Origin of the sequence: Sphingomonas pseudosanguinis, assembly GCF_014196255.1 — a bacterium.
Lineage (GTDB): Bacteria > Pseudomonadota > Alphaproteobacteria > Sphingomonadales > Sphingomonadaceae > Sphingomonas > Sphingomonas pseudosanguinis.
In genome coordinates this window covers 1-23,807 of record NZ_JACIDH010000007.1, presented here as the reverse complement: position 1 = coordinate 23,807, position 23,807 = coordinate 1, and the positions used below count along the sequence as shown (strand labels likewise).

Here is a 23,807-nt window from a genome sequence, read left to right as displayed (position 1 = left end):
TCCTCCATTCCTCCCCTGCAAGGGGAGGGGGACCATGCGAAGCATGGTGGAGGGGTGTACCCGGTCGCGAGGAAAGTCCGACCTTGCGAACGGTGACACCCCTCCGTCAGGCCTTTGGCCTGCCACCTCCCCTTGCAGGGGAGGAATGGGATTGGCTCAATCCGGCTTGCCGGTCCGCTGTCCGCCGATGGGTTCGTCGCTCATCGTCAGATAGAGGTGGCGCAGCATCGCGGTCATCGCGTCGGTGCCGCGCTGGGTCAGGCTGACGATCAGGCGGCGGTGGTCGGTCGGGTCGGTGCGGCGGCGGAGGAGGTTGGATTCCTCCAGCCGGTCGATCCGCCGCAGCGCGCTGGTCGAGCTTTCGCCCGATACCAGGATCAACTCCTTGACGCAGAGTGGCTTTGCCTGCTGCTCGGCGATGAACAGCTCCAGCATCATGTCCCAGGCGGAATCGCGGAACACGTCGCGGGGGAAGAATTGTGCGACATTGGCGCGCATCGCCTGGGTCTGGCGCGCCAGGTCGAGCAGGGTGGGCTTGTTGTCCCGCGCGGCCGGTTGCGCGCTGTAACTCCGTGTCGAGGCCGGGGGGAAATAGCGGATGGCGCTACTCTTGGGCATGGGCATGATCCTGTGCTGATGCCGGGGCAAATCCCGGGATGTGGCGTGGGATGGGAGCGGCGTGGGAGTGGGTGAAAAACATGATCATCGCTCGCGCATCGCTTCGCGTGCGCGGTTGAGCGGTTTCAGGAGATATTGCAGCACGGTCTTGCTGCCGGTGTGGATGTCGGCGGTGGCGATCATGCCGGGCACGATCGGGAAGCGCTTGCCCGCCTTGTTGACCAGCGAGTCCGACCGGGTGCGGATGAAGACGCGGTAATAATAGACGTCCGGATTCACCTCGTCGCGGATGGTGTCGGGCGAGATGCTGCTGACCTGCCCCTCCAGCCCGCCATAGATCGCATAGTCGTATGCGGTGATCTTGACGCTGGCGCGCTGGCCGGGGCGGATGAAGGCGATGTCGCGCGGCGACATCCGCGCCTCGACCAGCAGGCGTTCGTCGAGCGGCACGATCTCCATGATCTTGCCGTTGGGCGGGATGACGCCGCCGATCGTCGACACCTCGATATTCTTGACCACGCCGCGCACCGGCGAGCGCAGGGTCAGGCGGCTGAGCGTATCAGACCGGCCGCGCACCACGGGCGCCAGCGCCTCGACCTCCTCGCTGACCTTGGCCAGATCCTGCCGCGCCTCGACGATATATTGCGAGCGCAGGTCGGATTTCTTCAGGTCCAGCTCGGCGCGCTGGCGCTTCAGGCGCAGCACCTCGACATTGCTGGCGGCCCCGACCTGGATCAGCGACTCGCCGATGCCGACCTCACGCCCGATCAGCGCCAGCGATTCGTCGATCAGCCCGATCGAGCTGGACAGGCTGCTGCGCCGGGCATTGTAGAGCCGCTGTTGCTCGGCCTTCAGATCGGGGAAGGCGGCGAGTTCGGGGGAGAAGGTAAGGGGCGTACCGTTCACCTCGGCTTGCAACCGCGCCTGTGCGGCCAGCGCGGCGCGGTATTTGGCGGCGCTTTCCTCGACGGTCGATCCGGCCTGGGTCGGGTCGAGCTGGGCGAGGATCTGGCCCGGCTTCACGATATCGTCCTGGCGCACCAGCATCTTGGCGAGGATGCCGCCCTCCAGCGATTGCAGCACCTGTTCGCGGCTGGTCGGCACCACCTTGCCGCTGCCCGTCGCGACTTCGTCGAGCGTCGCGAACCAGGCCCAGCCGAGCGCGACGACGAACAGCGCGGTCAGCACCCAGGTCATCCGCTTGGCCGCGAGCAGCGGCGCGCCGCCCTCATCGGCGAAGGGCAGATCGGCGGGGGCGGTCAGCGCGCTCATGCCGCCTGGCTCCGTCCACCACCGCGTAGCGTCTCGAGCGCCGCGGCCTTGGACTTGTCGAGCAGGATCTGGCCATTATCGATGACAATGATCCGGTCGACCAGATCGAGGACGCGCATCCGGTGTGTGGCGACGACGATGGTGCGATCCCGGCTCCAGTCGCGGAAACGGTCGATGAACAGCCGCTCGGAGGTTTCGTCCATCGCCGCCGTCGGCTCGTCGAGCAGCATGACCTGGGGCTGGCGGATCAGCAGCCGGGCGAGCAACAACGCCTGTTGCTGGCCACCGGACAGGCCCAGCCCGCCCTCCAGCACGACATGCTCCAGCCCGTTGCGCAGGCGGCGGACGAAGTCGATCGCTCCCACCATGTCGAGCGCACGGATGATTTCCTCGTTGGACGCCATCGGTGCGCCCATGGTCAGGTTCTCGCGCAAGGTGCCGTGGAACAGCCGGCTGTTCTGGGTCAGTAGGGCGACGTCGCGGCGGACATCGGCGGGGTCGATCTGATGCAGCGTCAGGTCGTCGAGCAGCACCTCGCCCGCCAGCGGCTGGAGCATCCCCGACAGGCCCTGGAGCAGCGTCGACTTGCCCGCGCCGTTGCGGCCCAGCAGCGCGACCTTCTCGCCCGCCGCGATCTCCAGTTGCGGCACGGTCAGCGCGGGCGGGGCGTTGGGATCGGCATAGCCGAACACCGCCGAGCGAAGCGCGAAGCGGCCGCTGACCGAGGGCAGGGGGATGCGATGCTCGGCATCGGGGTTGTCGACCGGCAGGCCCATGATCTGGTCCAGGCTGCCCGCCGCGACCTTGGCATGCTGATAGCGGCCGAGCAGGTGCGACACCTGGCCCATCGGCGCCATCATCCGGCTGGCCAGCATCGAGGTGGCGACCAGCGCGCCGGTCGTGATGTCGCCCGCGATCACCATCGGCGCGCCGACGAAGATGACGGTGGCATAGACCGCGTTCTGCACGCTCTGCGCCCAGGTCGACAGGCTGGCGGTCAGGCCGCGCAGCCGCAGCTGCGCCTCGCCCGCCACCGCGTTGCAATGGTTCCACTGGCGCTGGAAGCGTTCCTCGGCCTGCAGCGTCTTGATGTCCTCGATCCCCTGCACCGCCTCGACCAGCAGGGCGTTGCGCAGCGAGGTTTCGCGCATCGACTCCGTGGCATGCGCGCGCAACCGGCGCTGGGCGAGCAGGCTGGGCAGCAGCAGGGCGACGAGCGCGACCACCGGCACCAGCGCCAGCGCGCCGCCGATGAAGGCCAGGATGACCAGGAACAGGATGAAGAAGGGCAGGTCGGCGATCGCCGCGACCGTGGTCGAGGTCAGCATATCGCGCACCTGGTCCAGATCGCGGAGCTGCGCGATGAAGGTCCCCGTCGAGGTCGGCCGCGCCCGGTTGCGAACGCGCAGCGCATGGCCGAAGACCCGGTCCGACAGCCGCAGGTCGGCGCGCTTGCCGAGAATGTCGGTGATGCTGACCCGCAACCGCCGCAGCACGAAGTCGAACCCCGTCGCCAGGATCACGCCCAGGAACAGAATGTAGAGCGTCGGCATCGACTGGGCGGGAACCACCCGGTCATAAACCTGCATCGAGAACAGCACGCCCGCCAGCCCCAGGCAGTTGGTGACGACCGAGGCGATGGCGACATGGCCATAACCCTTGGCATCCTGCAACAGCAGGGTACGCAGCCAATGCTGCTCGAAGGGGCGGATATAGCTGTCGACGCGGATGTCGGTCGCCGAGCGGGCGGGGCGGGGGACGACAAACAGCCGGGTCTGTTCGACCAGGGCGGATAGCGGGCGCTGCACCGGCGATCCGCCTTCGCCCGCGACCGAGAAGATCGCCTCGCCATCGGCATCGATTGCGGTGATCAGCGCCAGTTCGCCGTCGTTCAGGCAGGCGATGACCGGCAGCCGCCAGCTCGTCAGCCGGATCGCGCTGGGCGCGACGAAGCGGACCGACAGGCCGGAGGCGCGGGCGAGCGCGCGGACCCGCGTCTCCTCGTCGCCGCCACCCTGCCAAAGCGTGGTCAGGCGGGCGCGCTGCTCGGCGAAGGGCATGCGGAAATGACGCGCGACCTGGCCGAGCATGTCGATCCAGGCGAAGGGATCGGTCGGTGGTGCGGCGGACAGGGTGGCGGGGCTCACAGCGTCACCCCGCGAATCGTCGTGCCGGTCAGCTTGAAATCGTCGCGCGCGCGCCCCGAATAATAGAGGCAGTCGATCTCCAGCCGGCGCAGGTCGTGCGTCGTGTTGACGCCGTCGAAGCGCGCCTGCTGCAACTCCTGCTCGGCGTTGAGCAGGTCGACCAGCGTGCGCGTGCCCATGTCGAGATATTGTAGACGGTAGAGTTTGCCCGTCTCGATCATATTCTCCTGCCGCTCGGACAGAGTGCCGAGCAGCTCGGTCAGCCCGGCGATCTGCTGCTGCGCCTCGGCTAAGCGCTGGCCGATCTCGACGCGCGCCTGCCGCTCGGCGGCTTCGGCGGCGCGCAGGGCATAATCGGCGCCGCGCACGCGGGCGCGCACCGCGCTGCCCCCGAACACATCGCTGCTGACGTTCAGCCCGAAATTATAGATGCTGCGGTCGGAAAAGGGCGAGGATATGTCCGCCGCCGCATCGCCCGCCAGCGCCACCGTCGGCAGGCGGTTGGCGCGCGCGCGGCGCTGTTCGGCGGTGGCCTGTTCATATTGCGCCTTGGCGCGCATGATGACGGGGATGTCGGCCCAGTCGACCTGGGTCGCCTGGCGACAGCTGCGCATCAGCCAGTCGGGTACGTCGGGATCGACGATGGGCGCGGTGTCGCGACCCAGCAGGAAGGCGAGGCTGGTGGTCCAGCGGCGCTGCTCCGCCTCGATCCGGGTCAGCGAGGCCTGCGCCGCGGCGACGCGGGACTGCGCCTGAAGCGTGTCGGAGCGGGTGGTCGCCCCCTTGCCGAAACGCTTTTCGACCAGCGCGCTGATCTCCTGGATGCGCGACAATTGCTCGAGCGCGACGGCACGCAGCGCGGCGTTGCGCTGCACCTCGACGATCGCATAGCCCGTCTCGCGGATCAGCCCGTCGATCGCCAGCAGCATGTCGGCGCGGCCCAGCCGCGTGCCGGCACGGGCATAGTCGACCGCGCTGGCGACCTTGCCGAAATCGAAGAGCATCTGCGAGGCCGAGACCTGCGGCCGGGGGCGCCAGATGTTGCCGATCCGGCTGTCATAGCCGCTGCCGACCCCGGCGCTGATGCGGGGGAGGTAGCCCGCGCGCGCCACCGTCACATCCTCGCCGCGCGCGTCGAGCGTGGAGGCGGCCTGCACGACCGTGGGGTGCCAGGACAGCACCTCCTGCATCGCGCGTTCCATGGTGACGGGGGTGGAATTACCGCTAACCGGGGTGGCGATCGACGCCATGACGAAAAGGGTGCCGGCGGTTCGCCAAACCCGTTTCCCTCGATCCTGGTAGCGTCCCTGCCGCCGTCCCGTCATCGATCGCCCCGTTAATCCGCTTGGCCGCTACATTCGGCTAAGCTGTTTTATTTAAACAAAATAGGTGCCGAAAGGGAGCGGTTTCGGCACCCATAATCAAGCCCGTTTCCGGACCAGTGACGGCGATGGTCACATAATATGCATGGTGCTCAGTTTCTCCTGATCCGGATCGACCGAAACGGTCAGATACGACAGGGGGTCGTCCATAATCGGGGCACTTATACTGGTATCGGTAGCGGCATGGGTGAAGTCCGTATTGTCATTTGCTGTTGCTGATTCCGTTACGGTTTCCTGGTTGTCGAGATAACGGCCCAGCACATCCTCGATGCTGTCGCCCTGTCCTTCCATCAGCGAGAAGGCGAGGCGGGCATCCCCCTGATCGAGCGTCGGTGCGTCCGCCTGGGTCGTGTGGTCCGCCGCCAGCGACAGCGGCACGACATCGGCATCGAGCGTCAGCGAGGCATCGGCCGACAGCGCGGTGACCGTGGCGGTCGGGAAGACCGGTGCCACGCCGTTGTTGATGTTCACCGCCACATCCAGTCGCGCGGTCGAGAACTGGCCGTCGGGCTGGATCAGCTGATAGGTGAAGCTGTCGATCGGATCGGTCGCCGAATAGGTCACGCCGATCGGGGTATAGGTGTACCCCCCGGTCTCGTTGACGACCAACTGGCCATGCGCGCCGGTCAGGGTGATCGGCGTCTCCCCGACCTCCTGGAAGCCGGCGGCGGTCAGCACCTTGATGCCGATGAACGGGCTGCCCAGCGTGTCGTTCGCGGTCAACAGGCCGCTGACCGGTGTGGTGACCGGTGGGTTATACTCGTTCAGCCGGGTCACCGTCTCGGCGACATAGACATTGGTGTTGAGCTGGAGCGGCGCGCCGTTCGTGCCGGTGACCGTATAGTTGTAGGTGCCCGACGCCAGGTTGTTCAGCGTCACGCTGATCCCGCTGCCGACCAGACCGCCCACGCCGGCCAGGGCCGTTCCCGACGCGGTGCCGACCACCGTGCCCGCCGAATTGGTGACGGTGATGGTGTAGCTGGGCAGGACCGCCAGCACCGACGTGGTGACCGCCGACAGCGTGACGGTCGAGCTGCTGTTGGCGTCGACGGTGAAGCTGTCATTGACGCGGGTCGTTTGCGCCGACCCGAGCAGCGGCACCGCCGGGGTGGAGAAGAACGAGTCCACCACCGCCGGCCGGTTGACCACGACATTGGTGAAGTTGGCGGTCGCGATGGCGGTGTCGTTCACCGCGATCGGGGCGCCGGTGATGTCCGGGCTGCCGATCGAGATGGTCAGGCGGGCGCTCTCACGCTCGTTATCGCTGGCGTCGAGCAGCGTGTAGGTGAAGCTGTCGACCTTTCCGATCGATGCCGCATTGGCATTGGGGGTGTAGGTATAGCTGCCGTCGCGATCGATGATCAGCGTCCCCCATTGCCCGGTGACCACCGTGTCGTCGACGGTCACCTGCGTCGTCACGCCGTTCAGCGTCACGCTTTCGACGCGGGTCTGCGGGCTGACCACGTCGATCTGGCCCGTGGGGCCGGGATCGGTGATCACGTTGCCGCTGACCGGTGCGGGCACGGCCGAGGCGACATCGGTGAAGTCGGAGTCGACGCCGCGGACGTTCAGGCTGCCGAGCAGGCCGACACCCGCCGTATTGTCGAAGCTGACAAAGGCCCGGTACTGGCCCGGCCCCAGATCCGCCGTGGCGACCAGGTCGCCGTTGAGCAGCCCGACCTGCAACAGCGAGCTGTTGCCGCCGCCATTCACCGCCACCCAGCTGGTGCCGTTGAACCGCTGGATGACGACCGAGTAACCGCTGGCCACGCCGACATTCGCCGTCGCGTCATAGGTGAAGGTTGCCGCCAGCGTATGGCCTGGCTGGACGGTGAACTGGACGTTGGGGACCGCCAGCACCTGGGCATTCAGGTTGATGAGGCCCAGCGAGACGAGCGCAGTATAGTTGGCGCTGCCCACATTCTGGTTGGTCTGGACCGGGTTCAGGTCGACCAGTGCGATCGCCGTATTGTCGAAGGCGCTAATGTCGAACGGCGCGGTGACCGCCGTCGAGGGCGACAGATTGCCCGCCGCGTCGCGCGCACCGACGCCCAGTGCCTGACCCGCCACCTGCGGGCTGGTCAGCGTGACGGCATAGAGGCCGCCCGCCGTCACCGTGCCGGTGCCGATCAGCGTCCCCGCCGCGTTGCGCACCTCGATCCGCGCGCCCGGCTCACCGCTGCCGGTGATGACCGAGCCGGTCGGATCGATGACGGCGGTCGGGGCCGCCGGCGGGGTGATGTCCGGCGCATTGACCGCGACCGTGCCCGAGGCATTGCCCGCCGCATCGGTCTGGCTGAGCGTCAGGACCTGGCCGTTTGCCTGTGGCGTCGTCAGCGTCGCGCTGAAGCTGCCATTGGCGGCGACCACCGCCGTGCCGACCAGCTGGCCCAGGGGGTCGAGGATGCGGACCGTCGCCCCCGCCTCGCCGGTGCCGGTCACGACCGTGCCGGTGCCGTTGACGAAGCCGATCGGCGCGGCCGGCGGGGTGATGTCGGGCGCGCGCACTGCATTGGGCAGCGACGCGTTGCCGGCGGCATCCGCCTGCGTCACCTGCAGCAACTGGCCATTGGCCTGCGGCGTGGTCAGCGTCGCGGTGTAGCTGCCATTGGCGGCGACGACCGTGGTGCCGATCACATTGCCCAGCGGATCGCGGACCGTGACGGTCGCCCCCGCTTCGCCGGTGCCGGTCACCACCGTGCCGAGCCCGTTGATCGTCGAGGTCAGGCCGACCGGGGCGGTGATGTCGGGCGCGGTCGCCTGGCCGATCGGCGAGACATTGCCCGCGACATCGGCCTGGGTCAGCGAGACGATCTGGCCATTGGCCTGGGCCGGGCTGAGCGGCGCGGTGAACGTGCCGTTCGCCGCGACCACCGCCGTGCCCAGCACCGTGCCGTCGGCGGCGCGGATGGTGACCGTCGCGCCCGCCTCACCGGTGCCGGTAATCGAGGTGCCGTTGGTCGCCACGATCCCGACCGGTGCCAGCGGCGCGGTGAGATCGGGGGCGACGACCGTGGCGGGGGCGGAGACATTGCCCGTCGCATCCGCCTGGGTCACGGTCAGCGTCTGGCTGTTGAGCTGCGGCGTGGTCAGGATCGCGGCATAGGTGCCGTTGGCCGCGACCACCGTCGTGCCGATGATCGCACCGCCCGCATCGCGGATGGTGACGGTCGCGCCCGCTTCGCCCGCACCGGTCACGAGCGTGCCGGCCGGGTTGATCGCGGCGGTCAGCCCGATCGGCGCGGTGATGTCCGGCGCGGTCGCCTGCGCCACGCCCGAGACATTGCCCGCCGCATCGGTCTGGGTCAGCGAGACGATCTGGCCGTTCGCCTGCGCCGGGGTGAGGGTGGCGGTGAAGCTGCCATCGCCTGCGACCAGGGCGGTGCCCAGAACCGTGCCGCCCGCGCTGCGGATGGTGACGGTCGCGCCTGGCTCGCCAGTGCCGGTCAGGGTGGTGCCGTTGGCGACGATCGTGCCGACCGGGGCCAGCGGCGCGATCAGGTCGGGTGCGGTGACCGGGGCCGGCGCCCCCGCATTGCCCGCCCCGTCCGCTTGCGTCGCGGTCAAGGCCTGGCCGTTGATCTGCGGCGTGGTCAGCGCGGCGGCATAGGTGCCGTTCGCGGCGACCACCGTCGTGCCCAGCACCGTGCCGCCCGCATCGCGGATGGTCACGGTCGCGCCCGCTTCACCGGTGCCGGTGATCAGCGTACCTGCGCCGTTGATGGTGGCGGTCAGTCCGATCGGGGCGGTGATGTCGGGTGCGAGCGCCTGCGCCACGCCCGAGACATTGCCCGCCGCATCGGCCTGGGTCAGCGAGACGAGCTGGCCGTTGGCCTGTGCCGGCGTCAGCGGGGCGGTGAAGCTGCCGTCGCCAGCGACCACGGCGGTGCCCAGTACCGTGCCGTCGACACCGCGAATGGTGACGGTGGCGCCCGCTTCGCCCGTGCCCGTGATCGTCGTGCCATCGGTCGAGATGGCGCCGACGGGGGCCAGTGGGGCGGTCAGGTCCGGCGCGGTGATCGGGGCGGGGGCCCCGGCATTGCCCGCCGGGTCAGCCTGCGTCGCGGTCAGCGCCTGACCGGCGATCTGCGGCGTATTCAGGACGGCGGCATAGGTGCCGTTCGCCGCGACCACCGCCGTGCCCAGCACCGTGCCGCCGGCATCGCGGATGGTGACGGTCGCGCCCGCCTCACCGGTGCCGGTCACGAGCGTGCCCGCGCCGTTAATGGCGGCGGTCAGCCCGACCGGGATGGTGAAGTCCGGCGCGAGCGCCTGGGCGATGGGCGAGATATTGCCCGCCGCGTCCGCCTGGGTCAGCGACAGCAGCTGGCCATTGCCCTGTGCCGGGGTCAGCGTGGCGGTGAAACTGCCGTCGCCGGCGACCACCGCGGTACCCAGGATCGTGCCATCGACATTGCGAATGGTGACGGTGGCACCCGCTTCGCCCGTACCGGTCAGCGTCGTGCCGTCGAGCGACACGATGCCCGCCGGGGCCAGCGGCGCGGTCAGGTCGGGTGCGGTGACGCCCGCCGGGACCCCGGCATTGCCGGCCGCATCGACCTGGGTGGCACTCAGGATTTCGCCATTGAGCTGCGCCGGGGTCAGGAGTGCGGCATAGGTGCCGGTATCCGCCACGATCGCGGTGCCCAGGATGGTGCCGCCGGCTTCGCGGATGGTGACGATCGCCCCGGCCTCACCGGTGCCGGTGACCAGCGTACCCGCGCCGTTGATCGCGGCGGTCAGGCCGACCGGCGCGGTGATGTCGGGCGCGGTTACCTGCGTGACGGGCGAGACATTGCCCGCCGCATCTGCCTGGGCCAGCGTCAGCAATTCGCCATTGGCCTGCGCCGGGGTCAGCGTCGCGGTGAAGCTGCCATCGGCGGCGACCACGGCGGTGCCGATCGCGGTGCCGGTGACATCGCGGATGGTGACGGTCGCGCCGGCCTCACCCGTACCGGTCAGCGTCGTGCCGTCGAGCGACACGATGCCCGCCGGGGCCAGCGGCGCGGTCAGGTCGGGTGCGGTGACGCCCGCGCCCGGCGACGGATTGCCCGCACCGTCCGTCTGGGTGACGGTCAGCGCCTGCCCGTCGATCTGGGCGGGGTTGAGGACCACGGCATAGCTGCCATTGGCCAGCACGGTGGTCGTGCCGATCACCGCGCCGCCGGCGTCGGTGACGGTCAGCGTCGCGCCCGCCTCGCCGGTGCCCGTCACCACCGTGCCGGTCGCGTCGATCGCGGCGGTCGGAAGGGCGGGTGGAGTCAGATCGGGTGCCAGCGCGGTGGCGGGCGGCGAGACATCGCCCTCCGCATCCGTCTGGGTCACACGCACCGTCTCGCCGTTGATCAGCGGGGTGGTCAGGGTCGCGGTATAGCTGCCGTCACCCGCGACCGTGGTGGTGCCGATGATGGCGCCGGTCGCATCGCGGACGGTGATGGTCGTGCCCGCCAGACCGGTGCCGGTCACGCTGGCGCCATCGAGCGCCACCGTCGCGGTCGGCGCACCCGGTGTGTCGTTGGGGACGAGATCGGGTGCGGCGGTGGTGCCGGGCAGCGAGACGTTGCCGGCCGCATCCGCCTGGGTCAGGGTCAGCAGCTGGCCGTTGACCAGCGGTGGGGTGAGGGTAACCGTGAAGCTGCCGTCCGCACCGACCGGCACGGTGGCGATGACGACGCCGACCGGATCGGCGATCGTCACTGTCGCGCCGACCTCGCCCGTGCCGGTCAGGGTCACGCCATCGCCCGAGATGGTCGCCACCGGGGCGGCCGGTGCGGTCTGGTCGAGCGCGGTGACGGTGATGGTGGGCGAGAGGTTGCCCGCCGCATCCGCCTGGCTCACCGACAGAACCTGGCTGTCGAGCTGCGGCGTCGACAGGACCGCCGCATAGGTGCCGTTGGCCGCCACCAGCGCGGTGCCCAGCACCGTGCCGTCGCCTGCGCGCACGGTGATCGTCGCGCCGGCCTCACCGGTGCCGGACACGATGGTCCCGGTCACGTCGAGCGCGGCGACGGGTGCGCCAGGCGCGGTGATGTCGGGTGCGGGCGCGGTCGACACGGGCGAGTCGTTGCCGCCCGCATCGGTCAGCGTCGCGCTGAGCGTACCACCATTGGCCTGGGCCGGGTTGAGCGGGACGATGAAGCTGCCGTCGCCTGCGACCACGGCGGTGCCCAGCACCGCGCCGGCGGGATCGCGGATGGTGACGGTGGTCCCCGCCTCGCCGCTGCCGCTGGCCTCGGTGCCGGTGCCATTGACGGTGAACAGCGGCGCGTTGGGCGCGGTGATGTCCGGCGCGATGACCGGCGTCGCGGGCGAGGCATTGCCCGCCGCGTCGCTCTGCGTGACGGTCAGCGCTTCGCCATTGGCCTGGGGCGGGTTGATCGCCACCGCATAGTCGCCATTGGCACCCGCCGTGACGGTGCCGATGACGGCGCCGGTGGGATCGCGCACGATGACGGTCGCGCCCGCCTCCGCCTGGCCGCTGACGACCGTGCCGGTGCCGTCGATGCTGGCGGTCGGCGCGGTGGGCAAGGTGATGTCCGGTGCAGTCAGACCGAGCTGGGGCGAGATATTGCCCGCCCCATCGCTCTGCTCGACGGTCAGGGTCTCGCCATTGACCTGCGCGGTGGCCAGCGGAACGGTGAAGCTGCCATCGGCGGCGACCGTCGCGGTGCCCAGCACGCTGCCATCGGCGGCGCGCACGGTGACGGTCGCGCCTGCCTCACCGGTGCCGGTGACGCTGGCCCCGCCCGCCGCCAGCGCGGCGAGCGGTGCGTCCGGTGCCGTCAGGTCGGGGGCGATCGGATTGACCGGTGTGGAGGCGTTGCCGGCCGCATCGGCCTGGATCACCTGCAGGACCTCGCCGTTCAGCTGCGCCGGGGTCAGGATGGCGGCATAGCTGCCGTCACCCGCCACGGTCGCGGTGCCGATGACGTTGCCCGCCGGGTCGCGGATCGTGACGGCCGCACCCGCCTCGCCGGTGCCGGTCATGACGGCGCCGTCGACGCTGACCGTCGCGGTCAGCCCGGTGGGCGCGGTGATGTCGGCCGCGACGACCGCGACGATGGGCGAGGCATTGCCCGCCGCGTCGGTCTGCACCAGCGTCAGCGTCTCGCCATTGGCCTGCGGCGTCGCGAGCGGCACCGAGAAGCTGCCATCGGCGGCGACGATCGCGGTGCCCAGGATGGTGCCATCGGTGGCACGCACGGTCACGGTCGCGCCGGCCTCACCGGTGCCGGTCAGCGTCGCGCCGGCATCCACCACGATCCCTGTCGGGGCCGGCGGCGCGGTCAGGTCCGGCGCGGTCAGCGGCACGGGGGCCGAGACATTGCCGGCGGCATCGGCCTGGACGACGCTCAACGCCTCCGCATCGATCTGCGGCGGGGTCAGCTGGACCATATAGACGCCATTGGCATCGACGGTCGCGGTGCCCAGCGTCGCGCCATTGGCATCGCGGACGGTGACGATCGCACCCTCCTCGCCGGTGCCGGTCACCATGCTGCCATCGCCGCTGATCCCGGCGGTCAGCCCGGTCGGGGCGGTGACGTCGGGGGCGACGAGCGTGACGTTCGGCGAGACATTGCCCGCCGCGTCGGCCTGGCTGAACTGCACCGTCTCGCCATTGGCCTGCGCCGGGGTCAGCGGCACCGCGAAGCTGCCGTCCGCCGCGACGATGGCGGTGCCCAGCACCGTACCGTCGGGGCTGCGCACCGTGACGGTGGCACCCGCCTCACCCGTGCCCGCCAGCGTCGCGCCGCCGTCGATCACCGATCCGGTGGGGGCGAGCGGGGCGGTCAGGTCGGGCGCGGTCAGCGCCACGGGGGCCGAGACGTTGCCGGCCACATCGGCCTGCACGACGCTTAGCGGCTCGGAGTCGATTTGGGGCGGCGTCAGGGTGACGCTATAGGTGCCGTTGGCGGCGACCACCCCCGTGCCCAAGGTCACGCCGTTCGCATCGCGGACGGTCACGGTCGCGCCCGCCTCGCCGGTGCCGGTCACGATGCTGCCATCGCCGCTGATCGCCGCGACCAGCCCGGTGGGGGCGGTGATGTCGGGGGCGGTCAGCGTCGCTTCGGGCGAGGTGTTGCCGCCACGATCGGTCTGATCGATCGACAGCGTCTCGCCATCCGCCTGCGCCGGCGTGAGGGCTGCGGAGAAGCTACCGTCCGCCGCGACCACGGCGGTACCCAGCACCGTGCCGTCGGCGGCGCGGATGGTGACGGTGGCGAAGGGCTCGCCGGTGCCGGTGACGGCCGTGCCGTCGACCGAGACGGTCGCGACCGGCGCGTCGGGGGCGATCACGTCGGGCGCGCCGACCGTGCTCACGGGCGAGATATTGCCCGCCGCATCGGTCTGCGTCGCGCTCAGCGTCTGGCCGTTCACCTGGGGCGGGGTCAGCGTCAGGGTGAAGCTGCTGTCCGCACCGACCACGCCGGTGCCGAGCAGCGTGCCATTGGCATCGACGATCCGGACGGTCGCGCCGGGTTCGCCATTGCCGAACACCGAGGCGCCATCGGCCGCCAGCGTCACGATCGGCGCGGCGGGGGCGGTGATGTCGGGCGCGGTGGCAGTCGCGACCGGCGAGATGTTTCCGGCCGCGTCGGTCTGCGTCGCGGTCAGCGCCTCGCCATTGGCCTGTGCGGGGGTCAGCGTCGCGCTATAGCTGCCATCCGCCGCGACGACCGCCGAGCCGAGCAGGGTGCCGTCCGCCGCACGGATCTCGACCGTCGCGCCGGCCTCGCCCGTGCCCGATACGCTCGTGCCATCGGTCGCGACGGTCAGCGTCGGTGCGCCGGGCGCGACGAGGTCGGGCGTCGCTGCGCTGGTCGCGGGGGATGTGTTGCCAGCGGCATCGGTCTGGGTCACGCTCAGCGCCTGGCCATCCGCCGTACCAGCGGGCAGCGCGAGGCTATAGCTGCCATCGGCCGCCACCGTGGCGGTGCCGATCGGCTGGCCATTGGCGTCATTGACCTGAACGGTCGCGCCGGGCTCGCCGGTGCCGGTCAGGGTGGTCCCGTCTGCGCTGACCGTCGCCGCCGGAGCGGTGGGCGCGGTCGTATCGGGGGCGGTGATGGTCGTGGCGGGCGAGGCGTTGCCGCCCGCATCGGTCTGGGTGACGGTCAGCGTCTCGCCATTGGCCTGCGCACCGCTCAGCGTCGCGCTGTAGCTGCCGTCGCCCGTCACCGTCGTCGTGCCGAGCAGCGTGCCATCGGCCGCACGGATTTCGAGCGTGGCACCGGGTTCGCCGGTACCGGAGACAGTGATGCCATCGGCACCCAGCGTTGCCGTTGGCGCACTGGGCGCGGCGAGGTCGGGGGTGACCGCATCAGTTGCGGGCGAGACGTTGCCGGCGGCGTCGGCCTGGGTGACGCTCAGCGATTGGCCGGTGGCAGTGCCGGCGGGCAGCGCGATGGTGTAGCTGCCATCGGCGGCCACCGTGGCGGTGCCGATCGGCTGGCCATTGGCATCGGTGACCTTCACGGTCGCGCCCGGCTCGCCGGTGCCGGTCAGGATCGAACCATCGGCGTTGAGCGTGGCGGTCGGCGCCCCAGGAGCGACGAGATCGGGCGTCGCCGCGCTGGTCGCGGGCGAGACGTTGCCGGCGGCGTCGGTCTGGGTGACGCTCAGCGACTGGCCGGAGGCGGTGCCGGCGGGCAGCGCGACGCTGTAGCTGCCATCGGCCGCGACCGTGGCGGTGGCGACCGGCTGGCCATTGGCGTCGGTCACGCGGATGGTCGCACCGGCCTCACCGGTGCCGGTCAGGGTTGCGCCATCGGCGCTCACCGTCGCGACTGGCGCGTCGGGGGCGGTGGTGTCGTTCGTGACGGCTGTGGTCGGGGGCGAGACATTGCCCGCCGCATCGGTCTGGGTGACGGTCAGCGGACGGCCATCCGCCGTCCCGGCGGGCAGCGCGGCGCTATAGCGGCCATCAGCGCCGACAATGGCGGTGCCGACCGGCTGGCCATCGGCATTGGTGACCTGAACGGTCGCGCCAATCTCACCGGTGCCGGTGACGACCGTGCCATCGGCGCTGAGCGCTGCCGTGGGAGCGCCGGGGGCGACAAGGTCAGGGGTAGCTGCGCTGGTGGCGGGCGAGACGTTGCCGGCCGCATCGGCCTGGGTGACGCTCAGCGACTGGCCATCGGCGGTGCCAGCGGGCAGGGTGATGGTAAAGCTGCCATCGGCCCCCACCGTGGTGGAGCCGACTGGCTGGCCGGCGGCATCGGTAACCTGCACCGTGGCACCGGGTTCGCCGGTGCCGGTCAGGGTGGTGCCGTCCGCACTCACAGTCGCAGCGGGCGCTGCGGGTGCGGTGGTGTCGGGCGCGGTGATGGTCGTCGCGGGCGAGGCGTTGCCCGCCGCGTCGGTCTGGGTGACGGTCAGCGTTTGACCGTTGGCCTGTGCGCCGCTGAGCGTGGCGGTGTAGCTGCCATCGGCGGCCACCGTCGCGGTGCCGAGGACGGTGCCATCGGCGCCGCGGACCTGAACGGTCGCACCCGGCTCACCGGTGCCGCTCAGGGTGACGCCATCGGCACTGAGGGTAGCCGTGGGGGCGGCTGGCGCTGCAAGGTCTGGGGTAACGGCGCTGGTGGCGGGTGAGACGTTGCCGGCGGCGTCGGTCTGGGTGACGCTCAGCGACTGGCCGGTGGCAGTGCCGGCGGGCAACGCGACGCTGAAGCTGCCATCGGGGCCTGCCGTCGTGGTGGCGACCGGCTGGCCATTGGCGTCGGTCACGCGGATGGTCGCACCGGCCTCACCGGTGCCGGTCAGGGTTGCGCCATCGGCGCTCACCGTCGCGACTGGCGCGTCGGGGGCGGTGGTGTCGTTCGTGACGGCCGTGGTCGGTGGCGAGACATTGCCCGCCGCATCGGTCTGAGTAACGGTCAGCGGACGGCCGTCCGCCGTCCCTGCGGGCAGCGCGGCGCTATAGCGGCCATCAGCGCCGACAATGGCGGTGCCGACCGACTGGCCATCGGCATTGGTGACCTGAATGGTCGCGCCGATCTCGCCGGTGCCGGTGACGACCGTGCCGTCGGCGCTGAGAGCGGCCGTGGGAGCACCGGGGGCGACAAGGTCAGGGGTCGCAGCGCTGGTGGCGGGCGAGACGTTGCCGGCGGCGTCGGCCTGGGTGATGCTCAACGACTGGCCATCGGCGGTGCCAGCGGGCAGGGCGATGGTGAAGCTGCCATCGGCCGCCACCGTGGCGGTGCCGATCGGCTGGCCGGCGGCGTCGGTGACCTGCACGGTCGCACCGGGCTCGCCGGTGCCGGTCAGGGTGGTGCCATCCGCGCTGACCGTCACCACCGGGGCCGTCGGCGGTGTCGTGTCGGGAACGGACGTGTCGGGGGCGGTGATGCTGGTGGCGGGGGAGGCGTTGCCGGCGGCATCGCTCTGCGTGACGGTCAGGGTGCCGCCCGCCGTTTGCGGCGTGGTCAGCGGCAGAGTGTAATTGCCCTGGGCATCGACGGTCGCCGTGCCGATGACCTGGCCGGCGGGGTCGCGCACCGTCACGGTCGCGCCCGGCTCGCCGGTGCCGGTGACGGCGGTCCCTTGCCCATCGATCGCGGCGGTGGGGGCGGTCGGCGCGGTCGTGTCGGCGGCGGTCAGCGTCGCGGCGGGCGAGGTGTTGCCGGCGCCATCGACCTGATCGACGCTCAACGTCTCGCCATTGGTCAGTGCGGGGTTGAGCGGCACGGTGAAGCTGCCATCGCTGCCCACAGTGGCGGTGCCGATCACCTGGCCGTTCGCGCCGACGACGCGAACCGTCGCACCGGGTTCGCCCGTACCGGTCACGGTCGCACCGTCACCGGCCAGCGTCGCAACCGGGATCGCGGGGGCGGTGATGTCGGGGGCGGGCAGATCGATGGCGGGGGAGGACAGGCCCTGCGCATTGGTCTGCGACACGCTCAGCGTCTCGCCATTGGCCTGAGCGGGCGAGAGGGTGAGAGTGTAGCTGCCGTCCGCCGCCACCACGGCGCTGCCCAGCACCTGGCCCGCCGCGTCGCGCACATTGACGGTCGCGCCGGGCTCGCCCGCGCCGGTCACGCTGGTGCCGTCGCCGTTGATCGTCGCGGTCGGCGCGGTGGGCGCCTCCAGGTCCGAGATGATGACGGTCGCATCGGGCGAGACATTGCCCGCCGCATCGGTCAGCGTGGCCATCAGCATCGTGCCGTTCGCCGGCGGAGTGGCGAGCGTCAGGCTATAGGCCCCTTGTGCATCGACGACCGCCGTGCCCAGCACCGCGCCCGATCCGTCACGGATGGTCAGGGTGGTGCCCGGCTCGCCAGTGCCGCTGACGGACACGCCGTCCGCCGCGATCGTGACCGTGGGCGCGGCCGGCGGCGTGATGTCGGGCGCGGTCAGCGGCACGGTCGGCGAGGGATTGCCCGCCGCATCGCTCTGCGTGACGGTCAGCGCCTCGCCATTGGCCTGGGGCACGTCGAGCGTCAGGCTGTAATTGCCCTGCGCATCGACGGTCGTGGACCCCAGCACGACGCCGGCGGCATCGCGCACCGCGACGACCGCGCCGGGTTCGCCGGTGCCGGCGATGATCGCACCTTCATCGTCGATCGAGGCGGTCGGCGCGGCGGGCGGGGTGAGATCGGGCGCGGTGACGCTGGCGGCGGGGGAGACATTGCCGGCGGCATCGCTCTGGGTGACGGTCAGGGTGCCGCCATTGGCCTGCGCGGTGGTCAGCGTCAGGCTGTAATTGCCCTGCGCATCCACCGTGGCGGTGCCCAACACCTGACCGGCGGCGTTGCGCACGGTGACGGTCGCACCCGGCTCACCGGTGCCGGTGATGGTCGTGCCCTGGCCGTTGATCGCGGCGGTGGGGACGTTCGGTGCGGTCAGGTCGGGCGCGGTGACCGGGGTGGTGGGCGAGACGTTGCCGGCCGCGTCGGTCTGCGTCACCGTCAGCTGCTGGCCGTTGGTCTGGGGCGGGTTGAGCGGGATGCTGTAATTGCCGTCCGACCCGACCGTGCCGGTGCCCAGCACGGTGCCGTTGCCGCCGATGACGCGCACGGTCGCGCCCGCCTCGCCGGTGCCGGTGACGACGCCGCCGTTCGAGCCGAACAGCGCGGTCGGGCGCGCCGGGGCGCTGGTGTCGGGCGGGGTGGTCGGCGTCTGCGAATCATTGTCGTCATCGCCGCCGCTCGCCACCGCCGCGATCAGGCCGCCGGCCCCCGCCAGGCCCAGGATCGCGGGCAGCACGAAAGACGAGCCGCCACCTTGCGCGGCCTGCGCCGCCAGCAGATCGTCGAGATTGGTCAGCGTCGTGAACCGGCCCGCGCCGCTGGCGTTCGGGTTGGCCAGCCATTGGCCACCATTATCCTCGCGCAGCACCAGGTCGCTGCCCACGCCGCGCTGGTCGGCATAGAAGTTGTCGATGCGAATGGTCTGACCGTCGGTCAGGCGGATGACCAGATCATTGCCGTCCCGCTCCATGCTCGCCACCCGATCGCGGTTCAGATCGAGGCGGACGACGCTGGGCGTGGTGAGATCGATGACATTGGCGGTGGTGGTCGTGGTGGTGCCGGTTGCCTTTGCGATGATCTCGGTCTGCATGGCGTGATCCTCCCTTTTCGCATGTCACTGGACCGACGCGTCGGCGTCGGCGGGAGAAGGGCCGTGAACCCGTGTCATGCCGTGCGGGCGCACGACCTCCTCCCATTGCTGGCATGCTAACCGGGTCGGCCGCGCCTGAGATGCTACCTGTCCGCAATCGGAACTGATTCAGTTGGTTAACGCCCATTATACCCTTCGCTTGGGAAGCGGATCGGGGGCGATCCGGCAGAGGCCGGCCGGCAAAAAAATTAATCGGGGGCGGGACCGATCGGTTCAGCTTGGCGTAGGATAGGATGGTGCAATAGGCCGCGTTTGCCGAGGGGCACCATGTCGAGAAGGGGCAATCCTGATATTATGACCGCATCGCCTTTCCCTGTTTCTGGCCGTTCGGTTACCCGTTGGATCGGCGCGCTGGCGAGCGGATCGCTCGTCGCGACGCCGCTGATGGCGCAGGTGTCGCCGCCACCCGTGCCCGTACCCGCCGCGACACCGCAGGCGACCATGCCGCCCGCGGCCCAAGCGCCGGCCGCCGCGCCCCGGATCGCCACCCCGACCCAGATCGCAGCCCCGGTGGCGATGCCGACGCTCAGCGAGGCGCAGGCGCGTCAGCTCGCGACGCTGATCGCCAAGGGGGAGGTGACCAACGGCCTGCGACAGGGCGCGCCGCGCGACCTGTCGGGCATGGCCCCGGACGCGATCGCGCGCATCGCCCTCGATTATGCGCATGCCGTGCATGTCGGGCGGCTCGACACCGCCGACTTCACCAAGGACTGGGGTATCCGGCCGCAATCCTATGACCCGCTGCCCGGCTTTACCGACGCGGTGCGGCAGGATCGGATCGCCGACTGGATCGCATCGCTGCCGCCGCCCTATGCCGGTTACGACACGCTGGTCGCCGGGCTCGCCCGCTATCGCGCGATGGCGGAGGCGGGCGGCTGGACCGCGCTTCCGGCCAACGCCACCATCCCCTATCAGTCGAGCGGGCCGCTGGTCGCCCAACTGCGCAAGCGCCTCGCGATGGAGGACCCGGCGGTCAGCGCGACCGGCGCGACCTTCGACGAACCGCTGCTGGCGGCGGTGCGCCGTGCCCAGCGTCGTTACGGCCTGAACCCCGTCGGCACGGTGGGGTCGCAGACGATCGCCGCGCTGAACGTGCCCGTGTCGCAGCGCATCCGCCAGATCATGGCGAACATGGAGCGCTGGCGCTGGCTGCCCCAGCAGCTGGAGGCCAAGCGGGTGCAGGTGAACATCGCCGCCGCCGTGCTGACCGTGTTCGAGGGCGACAATCCCGTCATGTCGATGAAGGCGGTGACCGGGCGGCCGGGCAACGAGACGCCGATGCTGGTGTCCTCGATCCACAGTGTCGTGCTCAATCCGCCGTGGAACGTGCCCAGCTCGATCGCAAACAAGGAATTGTGGCCCAAGGAGCGCGCCAATCCCGGCTATCTGAAGCGCGCGGGCTTCCGCATCATCGACAATGGCGACGGCTCCAAGCGCCTCCAGCAATCCTCGGAAAAGAGTGCGCTGGGTCGGTTCAAGTTCGACTTCCCCAACGACTTCGCCGTGTATCTGCACGATACGCCGGCGCAGTCGGGCTTTTCGAAGTTCGACCGGCTGGCCAGCCATGGCTGCGTCCGGTTGGAAAAGCCCGCCGAACTGGCCGACTGGGTGCTGAAGACCACGCCCGAATGGCAGCCGGCGGCGGTCGACGCGACGCTGGCGTCGGGCAAGACGGTACGCGCCAGCATGGCCGAGCCGGTGGCGGTCTATCTGCTCTACTGGACGGCCTTCGCCAATAATGACGGGCAGGTCGGGTTCCGCGAAGATCCCTATGGCTGGGACAGCCAGCTGGCGAGCAAGATCGAGGCACGCTCGGCCGAGCGCGCGCAGTCGACCAAGTAATAGAAAAGAGGGGTAAAGCCATGACCATCAAGACCTATCGCCGCCATGGCCTGGCGCTTGTCGCGGCGGGGCTGTTGCTGCCGGCGCTGGCCGGTTGCTCGCGCTCCGAGCCGGAGGAACAGCCGGCCGCGATGACCGAAAACGACACGGGCGTGATCGAGACGAAGCCCGAAGACGTGATGCCGGCGATGGAAAACCAGGCCGCACCGGTCGCGGACATGAACGCCGTCGAGGAAACCCTGCCGCCCCCGCCGCCCGAGCGGACGGTCGACCAGCAGGTGCTCGACGACGCCTCAGCCACCGGCATGACGTCGCGCGTGACGCGCGGTCGTGCGTCGTCGGACGAAGCGGCGCCCGAAGAGGCTCCGACGAACGAACAGTGACCTTCTAAAAATCCTCCCCGGCGCGGGGAGGGGGACCATGCTAAGCATGGTGGAGGGGGGGGGCGCCGCAAAGGGTGTCCTGTGCTGAAGCCCCCCCTCCGTCAGGCCTGACGGCCTGCCACCTCCTTGTATCGGGGAGGATGTGCTCGTCGACTTTTTAGGTCTGACAAATTGACGCGCGCGCTTCCGCCTGTCACCTTGCCGCCGAACGACGACATCATCGCGCGACCCCGGCCAAGGGGGCGGCGGGGGCAAAGGGCAGGAGAGGCGCGTGAAGCGGGTAATGCGATCGGCTTTGGGAATGATGGTGGCGGCATCGGCATTAGTGCCGGCGATCGCCTCGGCGCAAGGGACGACGCCGGCGCACAGCTTCGCCGTCCAGGGCAACGGCTTTCTAAAGGACGGCAAGCCCTATCAGGTCATCTCCGCCGAGATGCACTATACCCGCATCCCGCGCGCCTATTGGCGCGACCGGCTGCGCAAGGCCAAGGCGATGGGGCTGAACACCATCACCACCTATTCCTTCTGGAACGCGCATGAGCCGCGCCCCGGCACCTATGATTTCACCGGGCAGAACGACATCGCTGCCTTCATCCGCGATGCGCAGGCCGAGGGGCTCGACGTCATCCTGCGCCCCGGCCCCTATGTCTGTGCGGAGTGGGAGCTGGGCGGCTACCCATCCTGGCTGCTGAAGGATCGCTCGCTGCTGCTGCGCTCGACCGATCCGAAATACACCGCCGCCGTCGACCGCTGGCTGGCGCGGCTGGGGCAGGAGGTGAAGCCGCTGCTGCTGCGCAATGGCGGGCCGATCGTCGCGATCCAGCTGGAGAATGAATATGGCGCGTTCGGCAGCGACAAGGCGTATCTGGAGGGGCTGAAGGCCAGCTATCAGCGCGCCGGCCTCGCCGATGGCGTGCTGTTCACCTCCAACCAGGCGGGCGATCTGGCCAAGGGCTCGCTGCCCGAGGTGCCGTCGGTCGTCAATTTCGGCTCGGGCGGGGCGCAGAACGCGGTCGCCAAGCTGGAGGCATTCCGCCCCGAGGGCTTGCGCATGGTCGGCGAATATTGGGCGGGCTGGTTCGACAAATGGGGCGAGGACCATCACGAGACCGATGGCAAGAAGGAGGCCGAGGAACTCGGCTTCATGCTCAAGCGCGGCTATTCGGTGTCGCTCTACATGTTCCATGGCGGCACCACCTTCGGCTGGATGAACGGCGCGGATTCGCACACCGGCACCGATTATCATCCCGACACGACCAGCTATGACTATAACGCGCCGCTCGATGAGGCGGGCAATCCGCGCTACAAATACGGCCTGCTCGCCTCGGTGATCGCCGAGGTGACGGGCAAGCCCGCCGCGCCGACGCCCGTCGCGACCAAGGCGGTCAGCTTCCCCGTCTCGCCCGTGCGGCACAGCGCCTCGCTCTGGCGCAACCTGCCGCAGCCGGTGCGCGCCGATCTGCCCATGACCTTCGAGGAACTCGATCAGAATTACGGCTATGTCCTCTACCGCGTCGCGCTGCCGGCGGGGAAGGGCGGAGCGCTCGTCCTGAAGAACATGCACAGCTATGCGCAGGTCTATGTCGACCAGAAGCTGATCGGCACGATCGACCGGCGGCTGGGGCAGGAGCGGGTCGACATCACGCCGCAGGACAAGCCGGCGACGATCGACATCCTCGTCGAGAATACCGGACGCGTGAACTATTCGCACGCCATCCGCACCGAGCAGACCGGGCTGACCGGCGCGGTGACCCTGGACGGCCGCGTGCTGCGCGACTGGCGGATGTACCGCCTGCCGATGGACGATGTCGCCAAGCTGCCGATGACCGCCGAGCCCTGCTCAGGGCCGTGCTTCTACGAGGTCGAGATGACGGTCGACCGGCCGGGCGACACCTATCTCGACATGCGCGGGGCGCATAAGGGGCAATTGTGGCTAGGTGAGCATAATCTGGGCCGCTTCTGGTCGATCGGACCGGTGCACACGCTGTTCACGCCGGCGCCATGGTTGCAGGCGGGGGTGAACAAGATCCGCTTCTTCGACCTGACCGGGGACGACAAGGTCCGCGTGTCCACGGTTACCGCTCCGATCTGGGGCAACATCACCAACAAGCGCGAGGCGCAGTAAATATTGTCCCTTCCTCCTCTGTAAGGGGAGGCGGCAGCCCGCAGGGCTGACGGAGGGGTGTCACCGCCAGCGAAGGCACCCTCCCCATGCCGGGCTGACCGGCAACGCGATGATTCAAAACACAATCACCCCTCCCCTTCAGGGGAGGGGACGGGGGTGGGGCGCTTCCGCAAGCCCTGCGCCAGGGGGAGAAGCCCCACCCCAACCCCTCCCCTGAAGGGGAGGGGCTTGTTTGGGCAATGCAGACCCTTCTCGCCGGCCGTGACACCCCCCGTCCACCTCCCCCTTGCAGGGGGAGTGTTCACTTTGGACTCTGCAATCGTTTTCTGGCGAGGAAGATGTCGAGGGTGACCTCGAGCATGTGCTGGGTCTTGGAGGCGCGCTTGGTTCGTCGGTTGAAGCGGGCCAGCATGTC

8 protein-coding genes are annotated in these 23,807 nt (G+C 70.0%); 3 read left to right on the top strand and 5 right to left on the bottom strand.

Features of this window, described 5'->3' with window-relative positions; genetic code table 11:
* Positions 1 to 156 precede the first annotated feature (156 nt).
* From GGR48_RS09385 to GGR48_RS09365, 5 genes are all read right to left on the bottom strand, one after another.
* Positions 157 to 618, bottom strand: a complete 462-nt coding sequence (locus tag GGR48_RS09385) for a helix-turn-helix domain-containing protein (RefSeq protein WP_183951660.1) — start codon at positions 616 to 618, stop codon at positions 157 to 159.
* Positions 619 to 702: 84 nt separating this feature from the next.
* Positions 703 to 1,890, bottom strand: coding sequence for a beta-barrel domain-containing protein (locus tag GGR48_RS09380; protein ID WP_183951659.1), 1,188 nt, complete (start codon positions 1,888 to 1,890; stop codon positions 703 to 705).
* Complete coding sequence (locus GGR48_RS09375; RefSeq protein ID WP_183951658.1) at positions 1,887 to 4,037, bottom strand: type I secretion system permease/ATPase; 2,151 nt, start codon at positions 4,035 to 4,037, stop codon at positions 1,887 to 1,889. Before GGR48_RS09375 ends, GGR48_RS09380 begins: the two co-directional genes overlap by 4 nt.
* Positions 4,034 to 5,287, bottom strand: coding sequence for a TolC family protein (locus GGR48_RS09370; protein WP_183951657.1), 1,254 nt, complete (start codon positions 5,285 to 5,287; stop codon positions 4,034 to 4,036). Before GGR48_RS09370 ends, GGR48_RS09375 begins: the two co-directional genes overlap by 4 nt.
* Before the next feature lie 204 nt (positions 5,288 to 5,491).
* Complete coding sequence (locus tag GGR48_RS09365; protein WP_183951656.1) at positions 5,492 to 18,982, bottom strand: BapA/Bap/LapF family large adhesin; 13,491 nt, start codon at positions 18,980 to 18,982, stop codon at positions 5,492 to 5,494.
* 354 nt (positions 18,983 to 19,336) lie between these two features.
* On the opposite strand from GGR48_RS09365, the gene GGR48_RS09360 reads away from it, so the two are divergent.
* The 3 genes from GGR48_RS09360 (at position 19,337) to GGR48_RS09350 (ending at position 23,392) form a co-directional block, all read left to right on the top strand.
* On the top strand, positions 19,337 to 20,884 hold the full coding sequence (locus tag GGR48_RS09360; protein ID WP_183951655.1) for a L,D-transpeptidase family protein: 1,548 nt from the start codon (positions 19,337 to 19,339) through the stop codon (positions 20,882 to 20,884).
* A 20-nt stretch (positions 20,885 to 20,904) separates the two neighbouring features.
* Positions 20,905 to 21,267, top strand: coding sequence for a hypothetical protein (locus GGR48_RS09355; RefSeq protein ID WP_183951654.1), 363 nt, complete (start codon positions 20,905 to 20,907; stop codon positions 21,265 to 21,267).
* Between the two features lie 271 nt (positions 21,268 to 21,538).
* Positions 21,539 to 23,392: a glycoside hydrolase family 35 protein gene (locus tag GGR48_RS09350; RefSeq protein ID WP_338110546.1), complete on the top strand. Its 1,854-nt coding sequence runs from the start codon at positions 21,539 to 21,541 to the stop codon at positions 23,390 to 23,392.
* Positions 23,393 to 23,807: the final 415 nt, after the last annotated feature.

Bases quoted from the DNA above. Each gene is read 5' to 3' on its own strand.
- GGR48_RS09385 (WP_183951660.1), bottom strand. From the start codon at position 618: ATGCCCAAGAGTAGCGCCATCCGCTATTTCCCCCCGGCCTCGACACGG.
- GGR48_RS09380 (WP_183951659.1), bottom strand. From the start codon at position 1,890: ATGAGCGCGCTGACCGCCCCCGCCGATCTGCCCTTCGCCGATGAGGGC.
- GGR48_RS09370 (WP_183951657.1), bottom strand. From the start codon at position 5,287: ATGGCGTCGATCGCCACCCCGGTTAGCGGTAATTCCACCCCCGTCACC.
- GGR48_RS09365 (WP_183951656.1), bottom strand. From the start codon at position 18,982: ATGCAGACCGAGATCATCGCAAAGGCAACCGGCACCACCACGACCACC.
- GGR48_RS09360 (WP_183951655.1), top strand. From the start codon at position 19,337: ATGACCGCATCGCCTTTCCCTGTTTCTGGCCGTTCGGTTACCCGTTGG.
- GGR48_RS09355 (WP_183951654.1), top strand. From the start codon at position 20,905: ATGACCATCAAGACCTATCGCCGCCATGGCCTGGCGCTTGTCGCGGCG.